This window comes from Thermostichus sp. MS-CIW-23, from assembly GCF_054059455.1.
On the sequence record NZ_JBSSCC010000012.1, the window covers coordinates 43,210 to 69,076 of the forward strand.

Annotated in this window: 18 protein-coding genes and 1 pseudogene; 11 read left to right on the forward strand and 8 right to left on the reverse strand. The window is 58.8% G+C overall.

Annotation, left to right across the window (positions count from 1 at the left end; translation table 11 throughout):
* Positions 1–399 precede the first annotated feature (399 nt).
* The 3 genes and pseudogenes from ACVW0B_RS06260 to ACVW0B_RS06270 all read left to right on the forward strand — a co-directional run bounded on the left by ACVW0B_RS06260 (position 400) and on the right by ACVW0B_RS06270 (position 3,270).
* Positions 400–2,370, forward strand: a complete 1,971-nt coding sequence (locus ACVW0B_RS06260; protein ID WP_457491241.1) for a HAMP domain-containing sensor histidine kinase — start codon at positions 400–402, stop codon at positions 2,368–2,370.
* 291 nt (positions 2,371–2,661) lie between these two features.
* A pseudogene (locus ACVW0B_RS06265) lies at positions 2,662–2,931 on the forward strand (DUF4126 family protein); the annotation flags it as partial.
* A 15-nt stretch (positions 2,932–2,946) separates the two neighbouring features.
* Entirely contained in the window at positions 2,947–3,270 is a 324-nt protein-coding gene (locus ACVW0B_RS06270; protein WP_457491233.1) for a hypothetical protein, read from the forward strand.
* Between the two features lie 36 nt (positions 3,271–3,306).
* Here ACVW0B_RS06270 and ACVW0B_RS06275 read toward each other — a convergent pair whose 3' ends face one another.
* The 3 genes from ACVW0B_RS06275 to petG all read right to left on the reverse strand — a co-directional run bounded on the left by ACVW0B_RS06275 (position 3,307) and on the right by petG (position 6,265).
* Complete coding sequence (locus ACVW0B_RS06275) at positions 3,307–4,344, reverse strand: hemolysin family protein (RefSeq protein ID WP_414373590.1); 1,038 nt, start codon at positions 4,342–4,344, stop codon at positions 3,307–3,309.
* Between the two features lie 115 nt (positions 4,345–4,459).
* Positions 4,460–6,088: a bifunctional pantoate--beta-alanine ligase/(d)CMP kinase gene (locus ACVW0B_RS06280; protein ID WP_457491242.1), complete on the reverse strand. Its 1,629-nt coding sequence runs from the start codon at positions 6,086–6,088 to the stop codon at positions 4,460–4,462.
* A 63-nt stretch (positions 6,089–6,151) separates the two neighbouring features.
* Positions 6,152–6,265, reverse strand: a complete 114-nt coding sequence (gene petG / locus ACVW0B_RS06285) for a cytochrome b6-f complex subunit V (RefSeq protein WP_011433989.1) — start codon at positions 6,263–6,265, stop codon at positions 6,152–6,154.
* 146 nt (positions 6,266–6,411) lie between these two features.
* Here petG and ACVW0B_RS06290 point away from each other — a divergent pair, with 146 nt between their 5' ends.
* Positions 6,412–7,815, forward strand: a complete 1,404-nt coding sequence (locus ACVW0B_RS06290) for a 2-succinylbenzoate--CoA ligase (RefSeq protein WP_457491234.1) — start codon at positions 6,412–6,414, stop codon at positions 7,813–7,815.
* On the opposite strand, the gene ACVW0B_RS06295 is transcribed toward ACVW0B_RS06290, so the two are convergent.
* Positions 7,812–8,420, reverse strand: a complete 609-nt coding sequence (locus tag ACVW0B_RS06295) for a DnaJ domain-containing protein (RefSeq protein WP_457491235.1) — start codon at positions 8,418–8,420, stop codon at positions 7,812–7,814. The genes ACVW0B_RS06290 and ACVW0B_RS06295 overlap by 4 nt on opposite strands.
* A 241-nt stretch (positions 8,421–8,661) precedes the next feature.
* Between ACVW0B_RS06295 and ACVW0B_RS06300 the strand changes: the two genes are divergently transcribed.
* Complete coding sequence (locus ACVW0B_RS06300) at positions 8,662–9,417, forward strand: ankyrin repeat domain-containing protein (RefSeq protein ID WP_457491236.1); 756 nt, start codon at positions 8,662–8,664, stop codon at positions 9,415–9,417.
* 1,169 nt (positions 9,418–10,586) lie between these two features.
* On the opposite strand, the gene ACVW0B_RS06305 is transcribed toward ACVW0B_RS06300, so the two are convergent.
* The 3 genes from ACVW0B_RS06305 to pyrR all read right to left on the reverse strand — a co-directional run bounded on the left by ACVW0B_RS06305 (position 10,587) and on the right by pyrR (position 12,810).
* Complete coding sequence (locus tag ACVW0B_RS06305; RefSeq protein WP_414341609.1) at positions 10,587–11,159, reverse strand: metal-binding protein; 573 nt, start codon at positions 11,157–11,159, stop codon at positions 10,587–10,589.
* A gap of 79 nt (positions 11,160–11,238) precedes the next feature.
* The gene (locus ACVW0B_RS06310; protein WP_457491237.1) at positions 11,239–12,210 is read right to left on the reverse strand and encodes a putative 2-dehydropantoate 2-reductase; all 972 of its coding nucleotides are present in this window, start codon (positions 12,208–12,210) and stop codon (positions 11,239–11,241) included.
* Positions 12,211–12,261: 51 nt separating this feature from the next.
* Positions 12,262–12,810, reverse strand: coding sequence for a bifunctional pyr operon transcriptional regulator/uracil phosphoribosyltransferase PyrR (gene pyrR / locus ACVW0B_RS06315; RefSeq protein ID WP_414358057.1), 549 nt, complete (start codon positions 12,808–12,810; stop codon positions 12,262–12,264).
* A 156-nt stretch (positions 12,811–12,966) separates the two neighbouring features.
* On the opposite strand from pyrR, the gene ACVW0B_RS06320 reads away from it, so the two are divergent.
* From ACVW0B_RS06320 to ACVW0B_RS06330, 3 genes are all read left to right on the forward strand, one after another.
* Positions 12,967–14,103, forward strand: coding sequence for an RNA-guided endonuclease InsQ/TnpB family protein (locus tag ACVW0B_RS06320; protein WP_457491238.1), 1,137 nt, complete (start codon positions 12,967–12,969; stop codon positions 14,101–14,103).
* Positions 13,988–14,317 carry a zinc ribbon domain-containing protein gene (locus ACVW0B_RS06325; protein ID WP_457491239.1) on the forward strand — a complete coding sequence of 110 codons (330 nt, stop codon included), beginning with the start codon at positions 13,988–13,990 and terminating at the stop codon, positions 14,315–14,317. Before ACVW0B_RS06320 ends, ACVW0B_RS06325 begins: the two co-directional genes overlap by 116 nt.
* Before the next feature lie 99 nt (positions 14,318–14,416).
* On the forward strand, positions 14,417–14,947 hold the full coding sequence (locus tag ACVW0B_RS06330; RefSeq protein WP_414388677.1) for a pentapeptide repeat-containing protein: 531 nt from the start codon (positions 14,417–14,419) through the stop codon (positions 14,945–14,947).
* 47 nt (positions 14,948–14,994) lie between these two features.
* Here the strand turns inward: ACVW0B_RS06330 and ACVW0B_RS06335 are convergent, their stop codons facing one another.
* Positions 14,995–15,708, reverse strand: coding sequence for a biliverdin-producing heme oxygenase (locus tag ACVW0B_RS06335; RefSeq protein WP_414356736.1), 714 nt, complete (start codon positions 15,706–15,708; stop codon positions 14,995–14,997).
* A 593-nt stretch (positions 15,709–16,301) separates the two neighbouring features.
* Here ACVW0B_RS06335 and rpoB point away from each other — a divergent pair.
* The 3 genes from rpoB (at position 16,302) to ACVW0B_RS06350 (ending at position 25,688) form a co-directional block, all read left to right on the forward strand.
* Complete coding sequence (gene rpoB / locus ACVW0B_RS06340) at positions 16,302–19,721, forward strand: DNA-directed RNA polymerase subunit beta (protein ID WP_414351375.1); 3,420 nt, start codon at positions 16,302–16,304, stop codon at positions 19,719–19,721.
* Between the two features lie 115 nt (positions 19,722–19,836).
* Entirely contained in the window at positions 19,837–21,720 is a 1,884-nt protein-coding gene (locus tag ACVW0B_RS06345; RefSeq protein ID WP_011434000.1) for a DNA-directed RNA polymerase subunit gamma, read from the forward strand.
* 53 nt (positions 21,721–21,773) lie between these two features.
* The gene (locus tag ACVW0B_RS06350) at positions 21,774–25,688 is read left to right on the forward strand and encodes a DNA-directed RNA polymerase subunit beta' (protein WP_457491240.1); all 3,915 of its coding nucleotides are present in this window, start codon (positions 21,774–21,776) and stop codon (positions 25,686–25,688) included.
* Positions 25,689–25,867: the final 179 nt, after the last annotated feature.

The following is a 25,867-nucleotide window of genomic DNA, read 5'->3' on the forward strand; positions in this document are numbered from 1 at the left end:
GATTTTTCCGGTCACTCTGACCTGGTGAAGCACGATTTTCTAGTCTATCAACTTTAGGGGCGCTGACAAGCTTTGCTTGGGGATACCTTTATCGGTATTGGCAACCATTCCCCTGCAGGTCGGCTGGAGCAGGTTGCGTTGCGAAGCCGGGATCCCATACCGGTTCTCACCCGGCCTTGGCCGAGACAAAGGGATCGCCTGCCCATGTCAGAATGGTGGCGAATCACCGCCCTATATCCGTTCACGCTATCTGTTCACGTTGGGTTCATGCCTCCTGTCAGTACCGTCGAGCCAGCCGAGCCAATTGTTGAAGCCCAATCTCCAGAAGCGACTGCTCCGTCTCCAGAGCCATTGCCTGGGGCTGTGGATCCCTCGCAGTCGAAGCCAGCCGGGTCTTCGATGGGATCCCTGCAGCGCTGGTGGGCGCGATGGAAGCAAAAACTGCGGTTGGAAACTCAGTTGCTCTTTGTGGCAACGCTGGTGGTCTCATTGGTGGTGAGCAGTTTCACCTTCTGGGCCGTCAGCACTGTGCAGCAGGATGCCCGCTTCAACGAGGCCCGCTTTGGCCGGGATCTGGGGCTGCTCTTGGCGGCCAATGTTGCCCCTCTAATTGCGGAAGATCGCATTGGCGAAGTGGCGCAACTGTCCCGCCAGTACTTTGAGAGCACCAGCAGCATCCGCTATTTGCTCTACGCCGATCCCGAAGGAAACATCTACTACGGGATCCCGTTCTCCAATCAGGAGGTGAAAACCTCCCTCAGCCTTACCCGTCGCATGCAACTGCCGGACAATCGCCCTCCTGCTGAGGGCCAACCGCTGGTGCGCACCCACCTTACCCCTGCTGGGCGGGTGACGGATATTTTCGTCGGCATCTACCATCAGGGCCGCTTTTTGGGCACCCTCGGCTTGGGCATCAATCCCAATCCCGCCCTGGTGCGCTCCACCCAGCTGGCGCGGGAGGTCTCGATTGGGGTGTTTTTGGCGGTGTGGGTCTTGGCCATCCTGGGAGCGGTGGTCAATGCCCTCACCATCACCTATCCCATCAAAGAGCTGGTCAAAGGTGTCCAGGAGATCACCAAAGGTAACTTCAAGCAGCGCATCGACCTGCCCTTCGGGGGAGAGCTGGCCCAGCTCATCGACAGCTTTAACGAGATGGCGGAGCGGCTGCAAAGCTACGAAGAACAGAACATCGAGGAACTGGCTGCCGCCAAAGCCAAGTTGGAGACCTTGGTCTTCTCCATCGTCGATGCTGCCATTTTGCTGGATGCCGAGTTGCGGGTGCTGCTGCTCAACCCTGCCGCCTCCCGCATGTTTGGCTGGGAAGGGGATCCCGTTTTGGGCAAACCCTTGCCGGAGCTGTTGCCGGAGGATCTGCAGCAGCAACTGGCCCGCCCCCTGATGCAAATTGCCCGCGGGGATCAAGAAGCAGAGGAAGTTCGCGTCAACCTCACCGGCCCTACCAAGCGCGTCATTCGCATCCTGCTTTCGCCGGTGTCGGATCCGCGGCGGCAAAATCTCAAGGGGATCGTGATGACGGTGCAGGACATCACCCGCGAGGCAGAGCTCAACGAAGCCAAGGCCCAATTCATCAGCAACATCAGCCACGAGCTGCGCACCCCCCTCTTCAGCATCAAGTCTTTTATCGAGACCCTCTACGAGTACGGCGAGCAGATGTCCTCGGCGGAGCGGCTGGACTACCTGGAAATTGCCAACCGCGAAACCGACCGCCTCACCCGCCTGGTTAACGATGTTTTGGATTTGTCTCGTCTGGAATCGGGCAAGCAGTACCACTTTGAGGGCGTCGATATCTCGGCGGTGATCGAGCAAACGCTGCGCACCCATCACCTGCAGGCCCGCGACAAAGGGATCCAGCTGCGCAAGTTCGTCGATCCGGATCTGCCGCTGGTCTGGGGCAACTACGATCTGCTGCTGCAGGTGATGACCAATCTCCTGGGCAATGCCCTCAAGTTCACCCCCTCAGGGGGCCTGGTGACGGTGCATGCCCACCTGGTGGTTCAGGCGGATGGATCCCCGCAGGCAGTGCGGGTGGCAGTGGCCGATACGGGCATTGGCATTGCCCCAGAAGATCAGGAGCGGATTTTCGACCGCTTTTTCCGGGTGGAGAACCGCGTGCATACCCTGGAGGGGACGGGCTTGGGCTTAGCCATTGTGCGCAACATTCTGGAAAAGCACCACACCTGCATCCGCCTGGAGAGCAAGCTAGAACAGGGATCCACCTTCTGGTTCGACCTGCACCTGTACACTGAGGAGGGACCGCTGGAGTTCGAGGTTCAGCCAGCCGAGACGGATCCCCCCAGTTGCTGCTGGCGGGAGCATGCCTCTAACCCCCAAAACCCTGAACTTTGCTGAATTTACTGAGCTTTAGGCGGTTTGGCAAAAGTCATTGAGAGGGATATAGTAGACCAAGTTTCCCCCTGATCCTTGAGTCCACCGCAACGGTTGCCGGGAAGTGAAGGGGGAAAGCGCTCGGGGGGTATTCCTCAGGGCTTTGCGGGATACCGCCTTCCTGCTCAGAGATAGGCAGGATGCGATCGCTTCTTTCCTGAACCATGTTCAGGAGAGTTCAGCGTGAATGTATCAGCACTCCCATCAACGCTGAGGATATGAAGGGCATACCGGCCATTTTTTGGGGGTTGGGCCTCAGTTTCGCATTTTTGTGCCACACTGGTGACCTCTACCACCACCACAGGGGGGCTGGGCAACCCGCTGTTGGCCACCGGCGAAAACGTCACTTCTCTGCTGCTGGCGGTGGTGGCGGTGCTGGCCCCTTGGCTGGCAGTGCTGCTGATGGGTTTGCTGGTGTACTGGCTGGGCAAACGGGCGTTGAAACTGGGGTTCCGCAGCAGAAATGTCGATCCCAAGTCTCAGGGATCCCCGCCGACGGCTGTTCTACACTGGAGAAGGTTTTAACTGGATGGTTTTGCCATGCCGCCTCGCTGGCCCCGGAAGCCCTCCCGTCGGGATCCCGAATTTCGCAAGCTGGATGATCGCTATACCTATGCCGCCCACATTGCCGTTTTTCTCTGCAGCGGGTCTGGGCTGGTGTTTTTTCAGCAACTGTACCGCGCGGATTGGCCGTGGCTGGTGCCCCTGTTGGGCTGGTGGGCTTTGGGGCTAGGGATCCACAGCTTCTGGATCTTTTTTGTGGCCCGCTATCCTGTCGATGCCGGCTTTGTCGAGCTCACTCCCGACGCCGACGCACGCGAGAATCCAACGGCTGCGGAGACGGATCCCTCAGGGGCTGGCTAGAACTCAGAGGGTGGATAGCTCAACTGCTCGTGTTGCTCAACCAGAGGGGGCAGAAGAGCCACCTTGTCGTCGTTGTCGCTGCAGCAGCAGGGGGGAGAGATCGCTCTCGTCGTAAATATCGCCCACCAGCTCCTCCAAAATGTCCTCCAGCGTGATCAGGCCGGTGGTGCCGCCGAACTCATCCACCACAATCCCCAGGTGTTGGCGAGAGCGCAGCATTTCCTTGAGCAACAAGCTGACCCGCTTGGTGTCCGGCACAAAAAAAGGCGGTGCCATCGCCTGGGTCACTTCGGCATTGCCTTTTTGATCGAGATAGCGCAAGGCTTGCTTGAGGTGGATAATGCCGACGATCTCGTCCTTGGATTCTCCCTGCACGGGGATGCGCGAGTAGCCCGTTTCCAAACAGAGCTTCACCACATCCTGCAGTGTTTTGTCGTGGGAGATGGTCTCCATTTTAACTCTGGGCTTGGCCACGTCCCGCGCCTGCAGCAAGTCCAAAGCCAAGGCCCCACGGAACAGCCGCCGTTTTTGCCAATCCAGCAGCCCCCGCTGCCCCAACACATCGATCAACAGCTCCAAATCCTTGAGAGAAGCGGTGGCCGTCAGGGGGGAGAATTCCAATAGATTGAAGAGCCTGCTGACAACCCACTCAAAAGCGTCGCTAAAAGGGCGCAGCAGCACCGATAGGACATGAACAGGCCGCACCACCCAGCGGAACACCCCTAGCGGATGGCTCACCGCTAAAGACTTTGGGGCTACTTCTCCAAAGAGGAGCACCACAATTGTGGTGGGCACGGTGGCGGCCAAAGCTCCAATCTGGGTTCCCAACAGTTCAATGGAGAGGGTTGTGGCCAAAGCGGCAATGCCGATGTTGACAAAGTTGTTCACCAGCAACAGGGTGGTGATCAGCCGCGAGCGCTGTTGTTGGGCCAGTCGATACAAGCCCTGTGGATCCCCTTGTTCTTCGATCAGAGATTCCAGGCGCAGGTTGTCCATGGCCGTGATGGCGGTTTCGGCCCCAGAGCAAGCTCCTGAGAGGAGCAGCAAAAAGGCCAAGAGAAAGACATTAACCATAGCGCTCCGTTACGGGATATGGGTGGCGTCGAAGGACTAAACCCAAGCTGCTCAAGCCAGTCAGCTCCTCGAAGATCTTATTCATCCCGTTGATTTGTTCTTGATTGAGTTAAGGCTACTGATCGAAATGGGCGGAGCCGGATCGCTCCAAAAGTTGCCGGTACAACATGACAATCTTGTCTTGCACCTCGGATTGGCTCAGGTGATCTGTGTCGATCAAGATGGCATCGGGGGCAGGCCGCAAGGGAGAGATGAGCCGTTCGCTGTCGCGGCGATCCCGCTGCTCGATTTGCGCTTTCAATTCTTCGAGAGGCACCATTTGCCCTTGGGCTTGGAGTTGGTGTTGCCGACGCTGCGCCCGCTCCCCAACAGAAGCGGTCAAGAAAACCTTCAGCTCTGCATCAGGAAAGACGTGGGTGCCGATATCCCGCCCCTCCAAGACAGCACCGCCATCCCGGCCAATGCTGCGTTGCCGCTTCACCAGCTCCTGGCGTACTCCCGGCACTGCCGCCACGTGAGAGACCCAGCGGGTCACTTCCGGAGAGCGAATGGCCTGGGTAATTTCTTCGCCATCGGCCCAGATGCGGGTCGGCTCTGTCGAAGAGGTGCCACTTTGCAGGGTGAGCTGGGTTTGGGCGGCCAGTTGGGTGAGTTGCTCGGCATCGTCCAAAGGGATCCCTCTTTGCAGCGCCAGCCAAGTGATGGCCCGATACATGGCTCCGGTATCCAAGTAGAGCAGTTGCAGTTGGGCTGCCACTGCCCGCGCCACGGTGGATTTTCCGGCTCCAGCCGGGCCGTCGATGGCAATCAGCGGGCGACGCGGGGGAGAGGTCGTGCCGGAAGAGGGCGGTGCCGCATGCTGGGCTCTCTCCGGCGAGGGATCCCCTTGCTCTGGGGAAAGGAGCAGGTTGTCGATCAGGCGAGTCTGCCCCACATAGGCAGCAATGGCCAGCAGGCCCTTGTCTTCCACCCGCGGCAGCGGCTGTAGCGTTTGGGGATCCACCAATTCCAGGTACTGCAGTTGCAGCTCTGGGGTATGCTCCAGCTCAGCACGGGCGGCGGCAAGGATCCCTTCTGCTGAGGGATCCCCGGCCTGCCAATGGTCATATCCCCGACGCAAGGCCCGGTATAGCCCGGCAGCCACCTGTCGTTCAGCAGCAGAAAGGTAGCGGTTGCGGGAGCTACAGGCGAGGCCATCGGCTTCTCGCACCGTGGGGCAGGGAACAATCGTGGTGGGTATTTGCAGATCCCGAACCAAACGCTGAATGATCGCCAGTTGCTGGGCGTCTTTTTGGCCGAAGTAGGCCCGCTGCGGCTGCACCAGGTTCAGCAGTTGCAGCACAATGGTGGCTACACCGCGAAAGTGGCCAGGTCGGTGGGGGGCGCAGAGGGTCTGCAGAAGGGATTCGGGGGGCATGACCCAGGTGCGGTCGCTTCCGGTTGCGGGGTCGGCTCCCATCTCTTGCGGGTCAGGGGCAAAGACCACATCCACACCTGCTGCCTCGCACAAGGCCCGATCCCCCTCCTCGTCGCGGGGATAGCGATCCCAGTCTTCGTTGGGGCCAAATTGCAGCGGATTGACGAAAATGCTGACCACCGTGTGGTCACACTCTTGCCGGCAGCGGCGGATTAGGCTGAGATGGCCCTCATGCAGGGATCCCATCGTGGGCACCAAGCCGATGGTGGATCCCCGCCAATTGGCTATCTGCTCCCGCAAAGCAGCGACTGTGCGCAGCCAGTGCATCGCCATGCCACCTCAATCTCTCTCTCCCCTATGGGTTTTCTCCAACCCCCCCAAAGGCTGCTCCTACAGGCCGATCTTGTTGCTGCGTTGATATTGCCTGTAGGCTGCCACGAATAAGCCCGCCAAGGTGACCACCACCATTCCCAACACGATCCCCAACAAAATCGGCTCGATCACAACACAGACCTCCCAGTTCAAACCTAGATCATGATAAGCCAAGCCCAAACCTATCCTCACCGTTCCTTGCCAAGGAAATCGAGGGGGGATCCCCTAATAAAATGCAGGGGATCCGCGAAGCCGTTGAGATGGCATACCCATAGCCCATGAGGTCAATTGTCTTGTCCGGGGATGGCGGAGACTTGAAGGAGTGCCTGTCCAAACTGGAAGAGCAACTGCGCCCTTTGGCAGACAAGGCCGTTCCCCTGCTGGTGGCAGACTCCGATCCGGTGCAGGTGTGGGCGGCAGTTTTGACCTGCCAACGCTTGGGGATCCCGCTGTTCTTGGGTAATCCCCACTGGGGAGAACGGGAATGGGGACAGGCTTTGGCGGATATGGGATCCGGCTGGTGCTGGCGCCAGGGACGGCTGGAAGGGGATCCCGCCCCCTTGAATCCGCGCCTGCGAGAGTTGCGGGAAGCTGTGCCCAGCTCCCATTGGCCGTTGATCGGCATCCCCACCGGTGGCTCCGGCGGCCAGATAAAATGGGCCATGCACTCTTGGCTGACCCTCAGCGCCTCGGCCAAAGCCCACCAACAGCACTTTGCCGTTGGGCCTGTACACAGCTATTGCCTTCTGCCCCTGTACCACGTCAGCGGCTTGATGCAGGCAGTCCGATCCTGGCTGAGCGGTGGGCAGTGGGTTGTCTGGGATTGGAAACGGCAACAGCAGGCCAAGGCTTGGGATCCCCCTTTGCCGGGGAGCTTTCTATCGCTGGTGCCCACTCAGTTGCAACGGCTGTTGCTCAGCGCCCATCCGGGAGTTTTGGAGAGCCTGCGCCAATTTCGGGCCATTTTGGTCGGCGGTGGCCCCACCTGGCCCAGCTTGCGGCAACAGGCCCGGCAACTTCACCTTCCCCTTGCCCTCACCTACGGTATGACCGAGACCGCCTCCCAGGTGTGTACGTTACTGCCAGAAGCCTTTTGGCAAGGGAGCGACAGTCTGGGTCGGCCTCTGCCCCACGCCACGCTCCAGATCCGCAGCGAAAAAGGGGATCCCCTGCCCAGCCATGCTGTGGGCTACATTCACATTCAGGCAGAGTCGCTGGCACTGGGCTACTACCCGCACCTAAGTGCTACGCACCGCTTACGCGAAGGGCAACAGCAAGGCTTTACCCCCGGCGATTTGGGCTATCTAGACCGACAGGGATCCCTCTATTGGTTAGGTCGAGCCGATGACCTAATCCTAACCGGCGGGGAAAAGGTGATGGCTGCAGAAGTGGAAGGGGAGATCCGAGCCAGCGGCTGGGTGGAAGATGTGTGCGTGTTGGGCCTACCGGATGCCGAATGGGGGCAGCAGGTGGTGGCGGTGGTCGTCCCCAAAACGGGGATCCCCAAAGAGCTGGAGATGCACCTGAAGCAACACCTAAGCCGCCAACTGAGTCCCTTCAAGCACCCCAAGCACTGGCTGTGGTGTACGGGGATCCCGCGCAACCCTCAGGGCAAAGTCAACCGCCAACAACTCCGGCAGTGGGCAGCTCAGACGTTGGGGATCCCAACGCAGGCAAGTTAGCGGGATCCCTCCCGAATGCCCAGACGGGCTAAATCTCGCTTGATTTCAAAGGCCAATTCTCGGTTGTGCGGCTCCGTGGCCAAAGCTTTTCTCAAGTAGGCTTCCGCCTGCTGATAGCGCCCCTCGTAGATCAAATGGTTGCCGAAGCGCTGGTAGGCCAACGCCAAGATGTGGATGGCCTCGCTGGAGTTGGGAAACCGTTTCAGCAGCGCCTCCGCCTGGGCCACCGCCGTGGGCAACTTCCGCTCCCGCCAGGCTGCCTTGACGCGGGCAATCCCCTCCTTGAGCCCTTCCGGATTGGGCTGCTCTGCCGATGAGGGGCCTATGCTGCGAATGACCACCCGCCTTTCGCCGGCAGCAGGAGAGCTGGGTGCAGATTGACGTTGTGCAGATTGACGTTGTGCAGATTGACGTTGTGCATCGTAGCGCCGCCGCTGCTCAGGGTCGCTCAGCACTTGGTAGGCTTGGTGGATTTGTTGGAAACGCTCTCGGGATCCCTCCCCTGCCACATCAGGGTGAAACTGCCGCGCCAACCGTCGAAACGCCTGTTTAATCTCTTCAATGTCCGCTGCAGGAGATAGGTTCAGGATCGCGTAGTAATCCATAAACAGTGGCGAAGTCAAGGGAGCGGGAAAAGACCTGGCCAAAAACCAGCTCTAGTCTATCGCTGCGGCCCCGGCTTGACCAAGGGATCCCACCAAGCGCTTGGTTCTCCCGCTTCCCTCAGCAGCAGGGATCCAGTGTTAGACTTTGCCCAAGTTGTTTGGAGACTCCATTCCGGCCTATCGAGGATCCCTTCCTGTTGCCCAACTTCATTGCAACTTGGCTTTTTTATTTCCATCTGTTATGAGTGAAGCGCTTCATCAAGCTCTTGCCAATCGAGATCTAAAACAATTATTGGCCCATTTGCAGCGGGGGGAAGATGTGAATGCTGTCGATGCTCAGGGAATGACTTTGCTTCACAAAGCGACACTCCTTGGCCATCTGGGACTGCTGGACTTGCTCTTAGTATATGGCGCCTCCCCCAATGCCTTGGATCCCACAGGTGCTACCCCTCTCCATTTGGCTGCCGCCAGCGGCCAGGTCAAGCTGGTGGAGCGTCTCTTGAGGGCAGGCAGCGATATCAATCTCCCAGATAACCATGGCTATACCCCTCTCCAGCGGGCTGCTTTAACCGATCAGGTAGAAGTAATCGGTCTGCTCATCCAAAAGGGAGCCAACACTGGTCGTGTTCTCCACTGGGCCACAGCCACCGGTCGAAAAAGCATTCTGGCCCGCCTCTTATCCAAGGGAGCGCCGGTGGATGCCACTGACGAAACAGGCCGAACCCCTCTGCATGAAGCTGCCACCCAAGGGAACTTGGGGATTGCTCGCTTTTTGCTCTTGTACGGGGCCAATGCCAATGCGCGCAACCGATTCGGGGCGACACCGATGCACTGGGCTGCTTGGGAAGGACACATCGAAATCCTGGAGCTTTTGCTGGAAAATGGAGCCGAACTAAACCCTCGCAATGAAGATGGGCATACCCCCTTAGCCTATGCACAAAAACGCCAACACAGGCTGGCTGCTCAATGGTTACAAGATCGAGGAGCAACTCTTTAGCTTAGTATCAAGTTTGGCATAGAGAGTAAAACAAAAGTTAATGAAAATGCTGCTATTTCAAGTCATAGGGTATTTGGTCTTCCTCCCTTCTCATGAGATGGGGTTTGAGAGTGAGGGTAACCCCTACAGAAAAAAGGAGAGAGGCTGTTAGGCTTTCCTCCCTCCAGTCTCTTCGTCGCGGTTAGCGTTAACGCCAGCTAGATTCTAACTGATTCTTCCACCTGATTCAACTTTTTTCTAGAGTTTCTCTTGAGCCCAACATAAATTTTTGAACGACAAAACAAGACATAGGACAGACAGTTTGTCCCAAAAAGTTGGTCTTTTTCCTTAGCTTCTGACAAGTTTGCAAAGGAAACTAGAGCAGCAATCTTTGTATTCGGTCTTGTCTTCCGGTTCCCGAAGCCAGATTGCCCCCTTCCAAAGCCATAACCCTCAGCCGCTGTTGCTCCTTTACACTGCCACCTCCACAGATTGACATGAGCAAGCAAAAAATCTCTCTATCAACTGATTCTGACTCTCATTAGCACAGAACCTTGCTTAGCCTTGGAGAGGAGAAAAAGGGATCCCTGCTGACGCAGATGGCCAGCTCTGCCAGCACAGGATCCCTGCCGCATCCAAGACAAGAGAGGAAGACTGATGGATATGACTCCACCACTCAACTGAGTAACAGCATAGCTTTATTGAGATTGAATCGCAATACCTAGCCAACGTAAGAGGAAATGTTCTTGACAAAACTGCTTCAAGTAGTCGTTTCAAGTTAGGGTGAGACGCTTGGGCTACTGAGGAGAGCCTTCTGATTCCCTGTATTCAAGGCTTTAGGTATGGGTGCAGTGTCCCAGTTTGAATCGAAATGGCCACAAGCAGAGTACCTGGGCTAAAGGGTAATTGGCCAAGATTTGCAGTTTCAGCCCTCTTGAGAGGATAGGTCGCGGAGTTGTGGGCACAGCACAGGTTCAAGGGGGGGTGAGGGGCTGATAGCAGTCGTGGTTCTTATTACCCTCTATTTCAACTGCTCGCGTAGCGGGCCGGAGGCCTTAGCAGGAAGCAACCGGTCGTTTGTTTCACCTTGACGGTGAGATAAATGACTACGCGTTGCGGAACAGTAGGTAACCTCACTGCCATTCAAATGCCGTGGCGGGCGAAAAATCAAACCTTGGCCCAATGGATCCCTAGCCACGATAGCTGAGTCGCCTGGCAGGAGATCGAACCTGACGGCGTTTTCTGCGCCAGCGTTTCCAGCGGGAGACCATCCAGTCGCTTAGGCTGTGGTTCACCGATCCCAGTTCCAACCCCATCCCAATCCAAAAGAGCATCTCGGCGTGAACTTGCAGCAATTGCCAGAGATCGCTGCCCCACACCCAGGGTTGCCACATCCACCAGCCCAACCGGGATCCCAGCCAAGCCCCCAGCAGGCCAGCTCCTCCTGCCCATAGGCTCAAGTACAGTACCCGCACGGCGGTGCCCACAATCGGCCCATGAGACCAAAAGGAGCGATGCCGCATCCACTTGCGGTAGGGCAGCCAAATCCAGCGCAAGAACAGCCAGCGTTGATACTGTCGGGAACAGGTGTCCAGATCTCCAGAAAACATCAGGCCGCTGAACAGATAGGCGGATCCCACAGCCAGGGCAACTGTGGTGCTGTTCCCCAACACACCGGCGGCTAGGGTGATGCCGGGGGCCGTCCAGAGGGTAATGCGATCGTGGGTGGATCCCAGCGGCATAAAGCCAGAGCAACAGTACACGACTGCGGCTCAGTCTACCCGCAAGCCAAGAAGAAAGCCTGCTCCAGCCCTGGGATCGCTCCGCCGGATCTTGAAAAACTTAAGCCTGCTGCTCCCCAGGGATCCCTCGATTCAGGCGATCCAACACCTGCAACTGTCGGTAGAGCATTTCAACCCGTGGCAGATGGATCCCAGCTTGTCGAGCGTACTGCAGTGGGTTGCCGAAGATCACCTGCAGTTCCAGAGGACGTTTGCGCTCATAGTCGATTTTCATGCTGGTGCGGTAGGGGGCCATTTTCTCGGTATTGGTGAGCATTTCTTGGATCAGGGAGTCGGGAAGCAGGCGATCACAAGCTGCAGCTCCCTGTATCACCTCCTGCATCAGCGTTTCCGCCAAAGCACGGGCCTCAGGGTCTCGAATCATTTGCTGAGTATCGGCATTGAACACCACCGAGAGGCCGTTGAAGGGAATATTCCAGACCAACTTCTGCCAGCGGGCCAACATCAAATCTGGTGAGAGCGAAGTCGGGATCCCTGCCCGTTGAAAATCGGCTTGAACTTGTTGAAGGCGGGGCGTGATCCCTTGGGGGGCATAGCCAGGGCCGTACTCTGCCAGCAGCACCGAACCGTAATCCAGATGGTGAATGTGGCCGGGGCCAACCTTATTGGAGCTGATGAAGCAGAGGCCCCCCATGACCCGCTCTGGGCCAACGCAATCGGCAATCTCGGGTTCCACCCCCAGCCCGTTTTGCAACAAGATCACCACGCCATTCTCGGCCAACACAGGCGGGATCAAGTGCGGCAGAAGCGCATTTTGGGTGGCTTTCAAAGCCACGATCACGCCTTCGCAAGCCGGCATGTCCTCCACGGCTGCGTAGGCATTCACCTGGGGCAAATGAAAATCCCCCCAGCAGGACTGCACCCAGAGGCCGCTTTGGCGAACATGGTCATAGTCGCTGTGCAGCAGAAAATGCACCGCAAAGCCCGCCTGTTGCAATTTCGCCCCATAAAATCCTCCCAAAGCGCCCGTGCCCAAAACAGCGTAGCGGCGGGTTTCCGGCAACCAAGACATGGCAGTGAGTTTCGGCAGGTCATCCCTAAAATACCGCACCCCAGCGCTGGCTCAGGGTTTAATCTTTGCTGTTTTGTCTATCAACAGCACCCGCTCTTCTGCATCGGTTTCCCGCAGATGGACTCTCACCGTTTGCTCCGGTTCTGTAGAAAGCTGACAACCGCAGTAATCGGGCTGGATGGGAAACTGTCGGTGACCCCGGTCAATCAACACCGCCAATCGCACCCGTTCCGGTCGCCCAAAGTGGTTTAGGGCCTCCAAAGCCGCCCGGACGGTGCGACCGCGAAAGATCACATCATCCACCAGCACCACCTCTTGGCCGGTTAGGTCACGCGGCATTTCGCTGCGATCGGGGGTGCGCAACCCACCGGCACTCAAATCGTCGCGGAAAAAAGTGATGTCCAGCTCCCCTACTTGGGGCGGGATCCCCAGCAGAGTGGCAATCCGATCCCGCAGGCGGTAGGCCAGGGGAACTCCCCGGGTGCGAATGCCGATCAACGTCAACTTTTGGAGGTGGGGATGATCCCTGCCGATCGCCTCTGCCAGACCCTCGATCAGCCCGGCCAACTGCTCCGCATCGAAGACCTCGATCTCGGACATGGATCCCTGTCGCCCCCTCGCCAATCGCGGATCTGGTCTGTAGAAGACTTTAACAAAACGCGCGGAATTCCCCACCCTCTGTAGGGTGGGGATGGATAGCGCCACTGGATTTGTGGAGCACTCAGAACTAGGACAGGTGGGGGTAGGATAACGCATATGGCAACCAGAAGGCAGACCTTTCGACTGTATCCCAGCAAAGCTCAGGAAAAGGCTTTGCTCGAGGCTCGTCGTCTGCATTGTTATCTTTACAATGCTTGCATTGCCCATCGGGAAACCGAGTACCACCTCCACCGCCGAACGGTGACCTACCTGGAACAGCAGAACCTACTCCCCGAATTCAAGCAGGTGTGGGGGGAGTTTGCCCAACTGAACTCCCAAGCCCTGCAAGCTACCGTCAAGCGGGTGGATTATGCTTACCAACGGTTCTTTCGAGGACTGAGTAGGAAGCCGAGGTTCAAGTCCATTCGCCGGTATTCGGGCTGGACGTATCCTGCTCGGTCGGGGTGGAAGGTCAACAGCACGGGAAAGCATGGCACGGTCACACTCAATGACTTGGGCATTACCCTGAAAATGCGCGGTCAAGCCAAGCATTGGGGCGTGCCAACAACGCTGACTATCGTCTACAAGCCGTCCCGGCGGCAGTGGTTCGCTTCGTTGACGGTTGAGGTTGCCATACCAGAGCCTAAGTTTGGGTCGCAGTCGGATTTGCGATATGAGTCCATCGTTGCCTATGACTTGGGTACGGAGACCGCCCTGACGTTGTTTGACGGGGCGGAGTTTCAGGAGATTACTAATCCCCGCTTTACCCAGCGGAGTGAGGAGAAGATTCGCAGAGTGGCCAGACTGAAGCGCAGAAAGCGTGCCCCTAAAAAGGGCGTAAAGGCTTCCAGGAGATGGAAGAAAATTCACCGGCGGGAAGCGCAACTGCAAGCAAAGGCTGCTCGTCAGCGCAAAGACTGGCAACACAAAGTTACGTCAGAGATAGCTTGTCGTTATGGCGAAGCGCTCCGCGCCGCCGTAGGCGAACGGCGTAACGGAGAAGCTGCATGTCAAAGGGATGACCCGCAAGGGTGGGAAGCGCAAGGCAGGGCTAAACAAGTCCATTCTGTCGGTGGGGTTTGGTACCCTCAACCGAATGATTACCTACAAAATCGAGCAGAAAGGTGGTTTAGTTCTCATGTTTCCTACGCAAACCCTCAAGCCCTCGCAACGCTGTCCCAAGTGCGGGGCAGTCCACAAGGAGTGGGCGGACTTGAGCAACCGCTATCATGTCTGCTCGGCTTGTGGGTTTGAGGTACCGAGGGATCGGGGTTCGGTGATGGTGATGTACAACGTTGCCACTCATCGGCAACCGGGGTTGGGAACCGGCCTCGTGAGTCTTGGATGCTTCAGCTCTACTTCAAAGTCCTGCGGGGCTATGAAGCACCTGGGGCAGAGGAAGAGACTAAAATCCTGCCGTCAAGGGGATGGGGCATCAGAAACCCCATCCGCCTATGCGGTGGGGTAGTTCATGATAGCCCAACCTGCCGGCGGGATCCCTATCCGGTAAGATAAAACCAGAAGCAATTCCCAAGCCATGGAGGTTTCCTTGAGGGAGGGATCCAAGATGTCTGTTGCTTGGCTGGCTTCGGTTCTGGCGAGGCGGTCTTGGCTGAGCCGTTTCCTGCGGGGGATGGTGCTTTGCGGGCTGATACTCTGCCTGGGGGTTACTCCGCTGGGATCCCCGGCCCAGGCAGAGGACTACACCAAACGAGATTTGCAGGGGGTGAGCTTTGCAGGGCAAGACCTGAGCGGCTGGAAGTTTCTCAAGGCCAACCTGCGCCAAAGCGATCTCAGCCACGTGAAGGCGGCAGGGGCGAACCTATTCGGGGCCAATCTCAGCAAAGCCAACTTGCGCGGGGCCGACCTGCGGGGGGCCACTTTGGACATGGCCAACTTACAGGGTGCGGATCTGCGAGAAGCGCAACTGCAGGACAGCATGATGTGGCTGGCCCGAGTCGAAGGGATCCAAATTGATGGGGCGGATTTCACCAATGCGTTGATACGGCAAGACGCCCTCTCCATCCTTTGCGAACGGGCCACCGGCGTTAACCCTGTAACTGGTCGGGCCACCCGCGACACCCTCGAATGTAACTAGCCCTCACCCCCTCTCCTCTGGGAGAGGGGAGATCTGGAATCTAGGGCTCAGGAGCTGGGAGCGGCTGCCTCAGAACGGGTGGGCTTGCGTTGAAACTGGCTGAGCAGAGAGTTCCAGGCCAAGCGGGCCATCGACAACAGCCAATTCCCCTCCAACTCCCTAAACAAGTCCATGTTCAGCTTGAAGGCATAATTGGCCTCTGCCACAATGCGGTCGATGGTGGCTTGATCCAGCCCCAATGCATCCATCTGGGCACGGTAGCGCTGCTTGAACTTGCCCTCGTGGGGGATCTGCTCGAAATCGTAAAAAGCTGTTCCTTCCCCTGGCGGCAAGCCCATGGCCCGGCGGGCGATGTTTTTGAGGATTTGGCCACCCGACAAGTCACCGATGTAGCGGGTATAGGCGTGGGCGATCAGGAGAAGTGGATCTTTTTCCACCACTTCTCGGATGCGGTTGACATAGACCTGGCAGGCAGGGGAGGGCTTGACCACAGCGCGCCAATTGGGGCCGATAAAATAATTCAAGTCCTTCTCCAGGCTGGTCTTGCGCCACAGCTCCGGGTAGTAGAACCGGCCCACCAGCGGGTGCTCTCGCAGTTGGGCAAAGCCCTCTTCCAGAGCACTGTAGACAAAGTAGAAATTGCCCACGTAGCGGCTGTAGGCCCGTTTATCCACCACTCCCTTCAGGAAACACTTGATAAACACCATGTTCTCGGCCATGGTGTGGGACTGCTTGGTGCCCTCTCGCAACTGGGCCGACAAGCTGTGGTCCCGGTTATACAGATCACTTTTTTTATTCTGATTGTTCTGACTTTGACTCACAAAACCCTCCTCGCCAACAAACTGTGCTTCATTAGATCACCCGCAGATCACCCGCAAGCCATCCCGAGGTTCCCCCAGCCTGAGAAGCTTTGTAAACCCATTCCCGATCCTTTCTCATGATTGATGGCTCCGCGTCTTGCCCCCTAGCCTGCATCAACAGCGTGCATCTCAAAAGCGACAAAGACCGGCGCCGCGTCCACCCTGGCGACCGGCTGAGCCTGTCAGAACCACCCCTCCGATCCCCAAGGTTGACCGGAAATCCGAGCTGGAGCAGCGGATGATCCGCAAAAACGGTTAAAGATTAGAATAATCTGCTTGAGTGTGAATGGATGTGAACAATCCTTAAGGCATGGCGGAAACCGCCCCTGCCCCGGCAGCCAAAAGGGGATCCCCAGCGGTTTTGCCGAGATTTTCCAGGTGCGCCCTCAAGGGATCCGGACAGCCCCTCGACCTTTGTAACGTTCGTTGACGATCGTTGGCGGGGTTTCTATAATGGAAGGCCTGACTGCAGCGCGACCCCTCCCGAGCAACGCATGACACAATTAGCAGTGCCATCCCCTGTCGCTCCTACCTTTCCTGACCTGGTGGAGATTCAGCGGGAGAGTTTCTTGTGGTTTTTGCGAGAAGGGTTTGAAGAGGAGCTTCTCAGCTTTTCCCCCATCGTCGATTACACTGGCAAGCTGGAACTGCATTTCCTGCCCGAATATCGCCCTGGGGATCCCTCCAAAGGGTACAAGATCAACCGCCCCCGCTACGACCCCGAGGAGGCCAAGCGGCGGGATGCCACCTATCAAGCGCAGATCCGGGTGCCCACTCGCCTGATCAACAAAGAGACCGGCGAGATCAAAGACATGGACGTCTTCATCGGCGAACTGCCCTTGATGACGGATCGGGGCACCTTCATCATCAACGGCGCCGAGCGGGTGATCGTCAACCAAATTGTGCGCAGCCCCGGCGTCTATTACAAATCGGAGCTGGACAAAAACGGGCGTCGCACCTACAGCGCCAGCCTCATCCCCAACCGCGGTGCCTGGCTGAAGTTCGAGACCGACAAAAACGGCCTGGTGTGGGTGCGCATCGACAAAACCCGCAAGCTCTCGGCGGCAGTTCTGCTGAAAGCCTTGGGCCTGAGCGACTCCGAGATTTACGACAACCTGCGCCACCCCGAATTCTTCCAGAAAACCATGGAGAAAGAGGGGCCCTACACCGAAGAAGAAGCCCTAATGGAGCTGTACCGCAAGTTGCGGCCCGGGGAACCCCCCACCGTATCGGGTGGCCAGCAGTTGCTGGAATCCCGCTTCTTCGACCCCAAACGCTACGATTTGGGCCGGGTAGGGCGCTACAAGCTGAACAAAAAGTTAAATTTGAACGTAGCCGAAAGTGTGCGGGTGCTTACCGTCACCGACATTTTGGCCGTCATCGACTACCTGATCAATTTGGAGTACGACATCGGCCATGTGGACGACATCGACCACCTGGGCAACCGCCGCGTGCGCTCCGTGGGCGAGCTGCTGCAAAACCAGGTGCGGGTGGGCCTGAATCGCCTGGAGCGGATCATCCGAGAACGGATGACAGTCTCCGAGTCGGAAAACCTCACCCCGGCCTCTTTGGTCAACCCCAAACCCTTGGTGGCGGCCATTAAGGAGTTCTTCGGCTCCAGCCAGCTCTCCCAGTTCATGGATCAGACCAATCCCCTGGCGGAGCTGACCCACAAGCGCCGGTTATCTGCCCTGGGCCCCGGCGGCCTAAGTCGGGAACGGGCCGGCTTTGCGGTGCGGGATATCCACCCCAGCCACTACGGCCGCATCTGCCCCATCGAAACTCCAGAAGGCCCCAACGCCGGGTTGATTGGATCCCTGGCCACCCACGCCCGCGTCAACCAGTACGGCTTTATCGAAAGCCCCTATTACCGGGTCGAGAACGGCGTGGTGCGCAAAGATCTGGGCATGGTCTACCTCACTGCCGATGAAGAGGACGAGTACCGCGTGGCCCCGGGGGATGTGCCGGTGGATGCCGAGGGCCGCATCACTGCCGACTTGGTGCCGGTGCGCTACCGCCAAGAGTTCACCACCGCCCACCCCACAGAAGTGCACTACGTCCAAGTGGCGCCGGTGCAGGTCATCTCGGTGGCCACCTCCTTGATCCCCTTCCTGGAGCACGATGACGCCAACCGTGCCTTGATGGGAGCAAACATGCAGCGGCAGGCGGTGCCCCTGCTCAAGCCGGATCGGCCCTATGTGGGCACGGGCCTGGAAGCCCAGGCGGCACGCGACTCCGGCATGGTGGTGGTGTCGCGCACCAATGGCGTGGTGACCTATGTCTCTGCCGACGAAATCGTGGTGCGGCCAGACGACGGCGGGGATCCAATTGTCTATCGCCTGCAGAAATACCAGCGCTCCAACCAAGACACCTGCCTCAACCAGCGTCCCCTTGTCTATACGGGGGATCGGGTGGTGGCTGGCCAGGTGCTGGCGGATGGCCCGGCGACCGAAGGGGGCGAGTTGGCTTTGGGCCAAAACGTGTTGGTGGCCTACATGCCCTGGGAGGGCTACAACTACGAAGATGCCATCTTGATCAGCGAGCGGCTGGTCTACGACGATGTCTTTACCTCGGTACACATCGAGAAGCACGAGATCGAGGCCCGGCAAACCAAACTGGGCCCTGAGGAGATTACCCGCGAAATCCCCAACGTGGGGGAAGATGCCCTGCGGGACCTGGATGAGAACGGCATTGTGCGCATTGGGGCTTGGGTGGAGGCCGGCGACATTTTGGTGGGCAAAGTCACCCCCAAAGGGGAGTCGGATCAGCCCCCAGAAGAGCGGCTATTGCGGGCCATTTTCGGGGAAAAGGCTCGGGATGTGCGGGACAACTCGCTGCGGGTGCCCAACGGCGAGCGCGGTCGGGTGGTGGATGTACGCATCTTTACCCGCGAACAGGGGGATGAGCTGCCTCCCGGCGCCAACATGGTGGTGCGGGTCTACATTGCCCTCAAGCGCAAAATCCAGGTGGGGGACAAGATCGCGGGCCGTCACGGCAACAAAGGCATCATCTCCCGCATCTTGCCGATTGAGGACATGCCCTACCTAGCGGACGGCACACCGGTGGATGTGGTGCTCAACCCCTTGGGGGTGCCTTCCCGGATGAACGTGGGCCAAGTGTACGAGTGCCTGCTGGGCTGGGCAGCAGAACATCTGGGAGTGCGCTTCAAGCTGATGCCCTTTGATGAGATGCACGGTTTAGAAGCCTCCCGTCTGACGGTGGAGGCCAAGCTGAGGGAAGCCCGAGAGAAGACCGGCAAGGACTGGATCTTCAACCCGGAAGGCAGGTACTGCGGCAAAATCCAGGTGTTTGATGGTCGCACCGGGGAGCCCTTCGACCAGCCCGTTACGGTGGGCCGCGCCTACATGCTGAAGCTGGTGCACTTGGTGGATGACAAGATCCATGCCCGCTCCACCGGCCCCTATTCTTTGGTGACCCAGCAACCGCTGGGGGGCAAGGCGCAGCAGGGCGGCCAGCGCTTTGGGGAGATGGAGGTGTGGGCTTTGGAGGCGTTTGGGGCAGCCTACATCCTGCAGGAGTTGCTCACCGTCAAGTCCGACGACATGGTGGGGCGCAACGAGGCTCTCAACGCCATTGTCAAGGGCAAGCCGATCCCTCGACCCGGCACGCCGGAGTCCTTCAAGGTGCTGGTACGGGAGTTGCAGTCCCTCTGCCTAGATGTGTCTGTACACAAGGTGGAGGTGGACAGCGAAGGGCAAACCCACGATGTGGAAGTGGATCTGATGGCCGATACCTCCAACCGTCATACTCCCTCTCGACCCACTTATGAATCGGTTACGGCTGAGGATCTCTCGCCATCACCCGCCTTTACCAGAGTGCTCCGCACCGCTGACGCGAATGCCAGCCGCAGCCTTGAGGAAGATGAGGACGAGGAGGAGGAAGAGGACTTTTGAGGGTTGAGAGCGCTCCCCACCCCTGACGCGAACGTGACGGGGATCCCCTTCAACCCACGAAGGAGGGTGGGGCTTCCCTCTCCTTTGGGTTCAGCAAGCCAGGAGGAAAACGGCGATGGCCAAAACAGAGCAACGCTTTGACTACGTCAAAATTGGCTTGGCTTCTCCAGAACGGATCATGGAGTGGGGCCAGCGCACCCTGCCGAATGGTCAAGTGGTGGGGGAAGTCACCAAGCCCGAGACCATCAATTACCGCACCCTCAAGCCGGAGATGGATGGTCTTTTCTGTGAGCGCATCTTTGGGCCGGCCAAAGACTGGGAATGCCACTGCGGTAAGTACAAGCGAGTACGGCATCGGGGGATCGTCTGCGAGCGCTGTGGGGTGGAGGTAACCGAGTCGCGGGTGCGCCGCCACCGCATGGGCTACATCAAGTTGGCTGCCCCCGTCACCCACGTTTGGTATTTGAAAGGGATCCCCAGCCACATTGCCACGCTGTTGGACATGCCGCTGCGGGATGTGGAGCAAGTGGTGTACTTCAACGCCTACGTAGTGGTGGATCCGGGCAATGCCCAGAATCTCTCCTACAAACAACTGCTGACGGAGGATCAATTCCTCGAGATCGAAGATCAGATGTACGAGGAGGGATCCGAACTGCAACTGCCGGAGAACTGGGCCATGATTGGGGCAGAGGCCATCGAGCGCCTGCTCAAGGATATCGACCTGGAAAAAGAGGCGGAGCAACTGCGGGAGGAGATCACCAGTGCTCGCGGCCAAAAGCGGGCGCGCCTGATCAAGCGGCTGCGGGTAATCGACAACTTCATCGCCACCGGATCCCGTCCGGAGTGGATGGTGTTGCGGGTGCTGCCGGTGATCCCGCCGGATTTGCGTCCCATGGTGCAGTTGGATGGGGGCCGCTTTGCCACCAGCGACCTCAACGATCTCTACCGTCGTGTGATCAACCGCAACAACCGCCTGGCCCGGCTGCAGGAGATCATGGCGCCGGAGATCATTGTGCGCAACGAAAAGCGCATGCTCCAGGAGGCGGTGGACGCGCTGATCGACAACGGTCGGCGGGGGCGCGTGGTGGCGGGGGCCAACAACCGTCCCCTCAAGTCCCTCTCCGACATCATCGAAGGCAAACAGGGGCGCTTCCGGCAAAACCTGTTGGGCAAACGGGTGGACTACTCCGGGCGTTCGGTGATCGTGGTGGGGCCCAACCTGCGCATGCACCAGTGTGGCCTGCCCAAAGAGATGGCCATCGAGCTGTTCCAGCCCTTTGTCATCCACAAATTGATCAAGCGGGGCATTGTCAACAACATCAAGGCTGCCAAAAAGATGATCCAGAGCAATGACCCACAGATTTGGGATGTGCTGGAAGAGGTGATCGACGGCCACCCCGTCTTGCTCAACCGTGCCCCCACCCTGCACCGCCTGGGGATCCAAGCTTTTGAGCCAATCCTGGTGGAGGGAAGGGCGATTCAACTTCACCCCTTGGTCTGCCCTGCTTTCAACGCCGACTTCGACGGCGACCAGATGGCTGTGCATGTGCCCCTTTCTCTGGAAGCTCAGGCGGAAGCTCGCCTGCTGATGCTGGCCACCAACAACATCCTCTCCCCGGCCACTGGCGCCCCTATCATCACCCCCAGCCAAGATATGGTGTTGGGGTGCTACTACCTGACGGCGGACAACCCCCACGCGCCAGATATTGGCGATCGCTTCTTCGCCAGCTTGGAAGATGCTCTCATCGCCTACGACCGCGGCGCCATCGGCCTGCACAGCAAGGTCTGGGTGCGCTACCACGGCCCGATGGAGTTGGGCAAGGGCGAAAAAGAGTCCGAGCCGCAAATTATCGAAGAAGCGGGCGGCATCCGCCTCAAGATCACCAACTACCGCCGTATCCGCGAAGATCAAAACGGCAACGTGATCAGCCAGTACATTCGCACCACGCCGGGCCGGATCATTTTTAACAAGACCGTGCAGGATATTTTGTCTGCGTAGTTACCCTCTGCCGTAGGACGGCTCTTCTCTCCCCTTCTCTCTAGCGAGGCATCATGAGCGAAAAAGGACGATTTTCCGCTGGCCTGTCGCGGCAGGCTGCCGACGGCAACAAAGCCGACGCCCCTTTGCCCCCTGTGCCCTTTCGCAACTATCAAATTGGCAAAAAAGAGCTGCGCAACCTAATTGCTTGGTCTTTTGCCCGCTACGGCACAGCCCGCACCGCTCAGATGGCGGATGCTCTGAAGACCCTGGGCTTCAAATACGCCACCCAGGCAGCCGTCTCCATCAGCGTCGAAGATCTGCGCGTTCCCCCCAGCAAGCGGCAGTTGTTGGCGCAAGCGGAAGCCGAGATCGAGGCGGCCACCGAGCGCTACACCCGCGGGGAAATCACAGAGGTGGAGCGCTACCAAAAGGTGATCGACACCTGGAACCAAACCAACGACCAGATCAAGGAGGAGATGCTCAGCAACTTCCGCCAGAACGATCCCCTTAACTCCGTCTACATGATGGCCAACTCGGGGGCGAGGGGGAATGTCTCCCAGGTACGGCAGTTGGTGGGCATGCGCGGCCTGATGGCCAACCCCCAGGGGGAGATCATCGATTTGCCCATCAAAACCAATTTCCGCGAGGGCCTGACCGTTACCGAGTACATCATCTCTTCCTATGGGGCCCGCAAGGGCTTGGTGGATACGGCCCTGCGCACCGCCGACTCTGGCTACCTCACCCGCCGCTTGGTGGACGTGTCTCAGGATGTGATCGTGCGGGAATCTGACTGCGGCACTGAGCAGGGCATCCTTCTGGAATACCTGATGGACGGGGACAAGGTGGTGGTGTCTCTGGAGGAGCGCTTGGTGGGCCGAGTGTTGGCGCGCGACGTGGTGCATCCACAAACCCAGGAGATCCTCGCCCGCCGCAACCAAGAGGTGGATCACGACCTGGCCAAGACGATTGTGGAGGCCGGCATCCGGCAGGTGATGGTGCGTTCTCCCCTCACCTGTGAAGCCAACCGCTCCGTGTGCCGGATGTGTTATGGCTGGAGCTTGGCCCACTCCCGCCTGGTGGATCTGGGGGAAGCGGTCGGGATCATCGCCGCCCAATCGATTGGGGAGCCGGGCACCCAGTTGACGATGCGCACCTTCCACACGGGAGGCGTGTTTACAGGGGAGGTGGCCCGCCAAATTCGCGCCCCCTTTGCGGGTGTGGTGCGGTTCCCGAAAAATCTGCGCACCCGCCCCTTCCGTACCCGCCACGGCGACGATGCTCTACAAGTGGAGGTAAACAACCAAATCATCTTGGAAGGCCCAGATGGTCAACGGGAGTCCTTCGACATGACTCAGGGATCCACCCTGCTGGTGCGGGACGGAGCCCAGGTGCAGCGGGATCAGTTGATTGCAGAGGTGTCCCTGGCCAAGGCCAGCCGTAAGAGCACCGAGAAAGCCCAGAAAGAGGTGGTGGCCGACCTGGCTGGAGAAATTCGCTTTGCCGATCTGCCCATCGAGGAGAAGACTGACCGCCAGGGTAACACCACCTACACTGCCCAGCGGCAGGGATTGATCTGGGTGATGTCTGGACAGGTGTACAACCTGCCTCCGGGGGCCGAGCCGGTGGTGAAAAACGGGGATCGGGTGCAGGCGGGGGATGTGATCGCCGAAACCTCGCTGGTGACGGAGCATGGCGGCATTGTGCGGCTACCGGAGCGCAGCGACACCAGAAGTGGGCGCGAGGTGGAGATCATCAACGCTTCGGTGGTGTTGCGGGAAGCACGGGTACGGGTGGAATCCCACCAGGGGCGGGAACAATTTTTGCTGGACACTTCCAGTGGGCAGACCTTTGTTCTCAAGGCTACTCCGGGCACCAAAGTGGGCAACGATGAGGTGGTGGCGGAGCTGATCGACAACCACTTCCGCAGTCAGACGGGAGGCTTGGTGAAGTTCGCCGGCATTGAGGTGGCACGGCGCGGCAAGGCCAAGCAAGGTTACGAAGTCATCCAGGGCGGCACCCTGCTGTGGATCCCAGAAGAGACCCACGAGGTGAACAAGGACATCTCCCTGCTGAACGTGGACGACGGCCAGTATGTGGAAGCGGGCACCGAGGTGGTGAAAGACATCTTTTGCCAGAATGCCGGTGTTGTCGAAGTCATCCAGAAGAACGACATTCTGCGGGAGATCGTCATCAAGCCGGGATCCCTGCATCTGGTGGACAACCCCGCCGACTTGGAAGTGAAAAGTGGCACCCTAATCCAGCCAGGGCAACCGGTGCTCAGCAGCATCGTTCCCGACCGACTGGTCTACCTGGAACACGTGGAAACTCCCGAAGGCCCAGGCTTGCTGCTGCGTCCGGTGCAGGAGTACGAGATCCCCGACCGGCCCTTGGTGCCCACTCAAGAGTCCACCAGCGAGTCCGGTCGCTCCATTCGTCTGCGGGCGGTGCAGCGGGTTCCCTTCAAAGATGGGGAGCGGGTGAAGTCGGTAGGCCCTGTAGAGCTCCTGCGCACCCAACTGGTGCTGGAAATCGATACCGACGCCCCACAACTGAAGGCCGATATCGAGCTGATCCAAGATGATAAGGATCCAGATATTCGCCGCCTGCAACTGGTGATTCTGGAAACCCTGTTGCTGCGCCGCGACGTGGAAGCGGATCTGACGCAGGGGAGTACCCACACGCGGCTGTTGGTGAAGGAAGGAGACTCCATCGCCAGCGGAGATGTTATCGCCCGCACCGAAATCCAAGCCAAAAAGGCCGGGATCGTCCAAGGGATCCGCCAGGGAGCGGAAGTGGTGCGGCGGGTGCTGGTGATTACCGACGACGATCTGGTGCAGGTGCCCCTGACAGGTTCAGCCAGCGTGGCGGTAGGGGCGCTGGTGCGGGCTGGGGACGAGCTTGCTCCCGGGATCCCTTCTCCACAGTCGGGACAGGTAATGCAGATAACGGACGGCCAAGTGGTGTTGCGGATAGCGCGGCCCTACTTGGTTTCTGCGGGTGCCATTCTGCAGGTACGAGATGGCGATCTGGTGCAGCGGGGGGATTCCCTGGCCCTCCTGGTGTTTGAGCGGGCCAAGACAGGGGACATCATCCAGGGTCTGCCACGGATTGAGGAGCTGCTGGAGGCCCGCAAGCCCAAGGAAATGTGTGTTCTGGCCAAGCGGCCCGGCACCGTTCAACTGAGCTGGCGGGGAGAAGAGCCAGATCTCAAGGTCATCGAAGCCGATGGCACCGTTAGAGACTATCCTGGGCTGCCGGGGCAGAGCTTGATCGTGGTAGATGGACAGCCGGTGGGGGTGGGGGATCCCCTAACCGATGGCCCTGCCAACCCCCACGACCTCTTGGAGATCTACTACGAGTACCATCGCCAAACCTTGGGAGATGACCAAGCCGCACGGTTGGCTCTGCGGGAGGTGCAGCGCTTCTTTGTCAACGAAGTGCAGAACGTCTACCGCTCCCAGGGGGTGGAGATCTCCGACAAACACATTGAGATCGTGGTGCGCCAGATGACCTCCAAGGTGCGGGTGGATGATGGTGGCGACACCATCCTGTTGCCGGGGGAGCTGGTGGAGTTGCGGGAAATCCAGCAGATCAATGCCACCATGGCCATTACTGGAGGAGCGCCGGCCAAATACACGCCCGTCCTGCTGGGGATCACCAAGGCCAGCTTGAATACCGACAGCTTCATCTCAGCGGCCAGCTTCCAGGAAACCACCCGCGTGCTGACTGAGGCGGCCATTGAGGGCAAATCCGACTGGCTGCGCGGCTTGAAGGAAAACGTAATCATCGGGCGCTTGATCCCGGCAGGCACGGGCTTCACCACCTACGAGGAGATTGCCGCCGAGCCGGAGCCTGACGAAGAGGAGGAAGAGCCTGCGGTGTTGCCGGAGCTGCCGCCTCGTTTGATCTTGGAAGATGATCAGTTGATCGACGATTCCACCCCTGCCTTCGACGAGCTAGAGGAGGATGACGACGAGGAGGAGTGAGGCGCTGGGTCTCCAGGATTGGGCCACTTTGCAAACTGAAATCGTCAGTTGCTGCCGCTGCCCCCGCTTGGTGGCCTGGCGAGAGTCAGCTAGAAATCGCAGGAGCCCCGCACTGTACCCGTAGGGTCAGTGTCGGGAGGAATGCGGAAGTTATGATAGAACCATGACCCAAGTCCTGA

Coding starts and splice junctions, on each gene's coding strand:
- rpoB (WP_414351375.1), top strand. CDS start 16,302: ATGACACAATTAGCAGTGCCATCCCCTGTCGCTCCTACCTTTCCTGAC.
- ACVW0B_RS06260 (WP_457491241.1), top strand. CDS start 400: ATGGGATCCCTGCAGCGCTGGTGGGCGCGATGGAAGCAAAAACTGCGG.
- ACVW0B_RS06280 (WP_457491242.1), bottom strand. CDS start 6,088: ATGCACTGGCTGCGCACAGTCGCTGCTTTGCGGGAGCAGATAGCCAAT.
- ACVW0B_RS06350 (WP_457491240.1), top strand. CDS start 21,774: ATGAGCGAAAAAGGACGATTTTCCGCTGGCCTGTCGCGGCAGGCTGCC.
- ACVW0B_RS06290 (WP_457491234.1), top strand. CDS start 6,412: ATGAGGTCAATTGTCTTGTCCGGGGATGGCGGAGACTTGAAGGAGTGC.
- ACVW0B_RS06300 (WP_457491236.1), top strand. CDS start 8,662: ATGAGTGAAGCGCTTCATCAAGCTCTTGCCAATCGAGATCTAAAACAA.
- ACVW0B_RS06295 (WP_457491235.1), bottom strand. CDS start 8,420: ATGGATTACTACGCGATCCTGAACCTATCTCCTGCAGCGGACATTGAA.
- ACVW0B_RS06320 (WP_457491238.1), top strand. CDS start 12,967: ATGGCAACCAGAAGGCAGACCTTTCGACTGTATCCCAGCAAAGCTCAG.
- ACVW0B_RS06330 (WP_414388677.1), top strand. CDS start 14,417: ATGTCTGTTGCTTGGCTGGCTTCGGTTCTGGCGAGGCGGTCTTGGCTG.
- ACVW0B_RS06325 (WP_457491239.1), top strand. CDS start 13,988: ATGTTTCCTACGCAAACCCTCAAGCCCTCGCAACGCTGTCCCAAGTGC.
- pyrR (WP_414358057.1), bottom strand. CDS start 12,810: ATGTCCGAGATCGAGGTCTTCGATGCGGAGCAGTTGGCCGGGCTGATC.
- ACVW0B_RS06275 (WP_414373590.1), bottom strand. CDS start 4,344: ATGGTTAATGTCTTTCTCTTGGCCTTTTTGCTGCTCCTCTCAGGAGCT.
- ACVW0B_RS06345 (WP_011434000.1), top strand. CDS start 19,837: ATGGCCAAAACAGAGCAACGCTTTGACTACGTCAAAATTGGCTTGGCT.
- ACVW0B_RS06310 (WP_457491237.1), bottom strand. CDS start 12,210: ATGTCTTGGTTGCCGGAAACCCGCCGCTACGCTGTTTTGGGCACGGGC.
- ACVW0B_RS06270 (WP_457491233.1), top strand. CDS start 2,947: ATGCCGCCTCGCTGGCCCCGGAAGCCCTCCCGTCGGGATCCCGAATTT.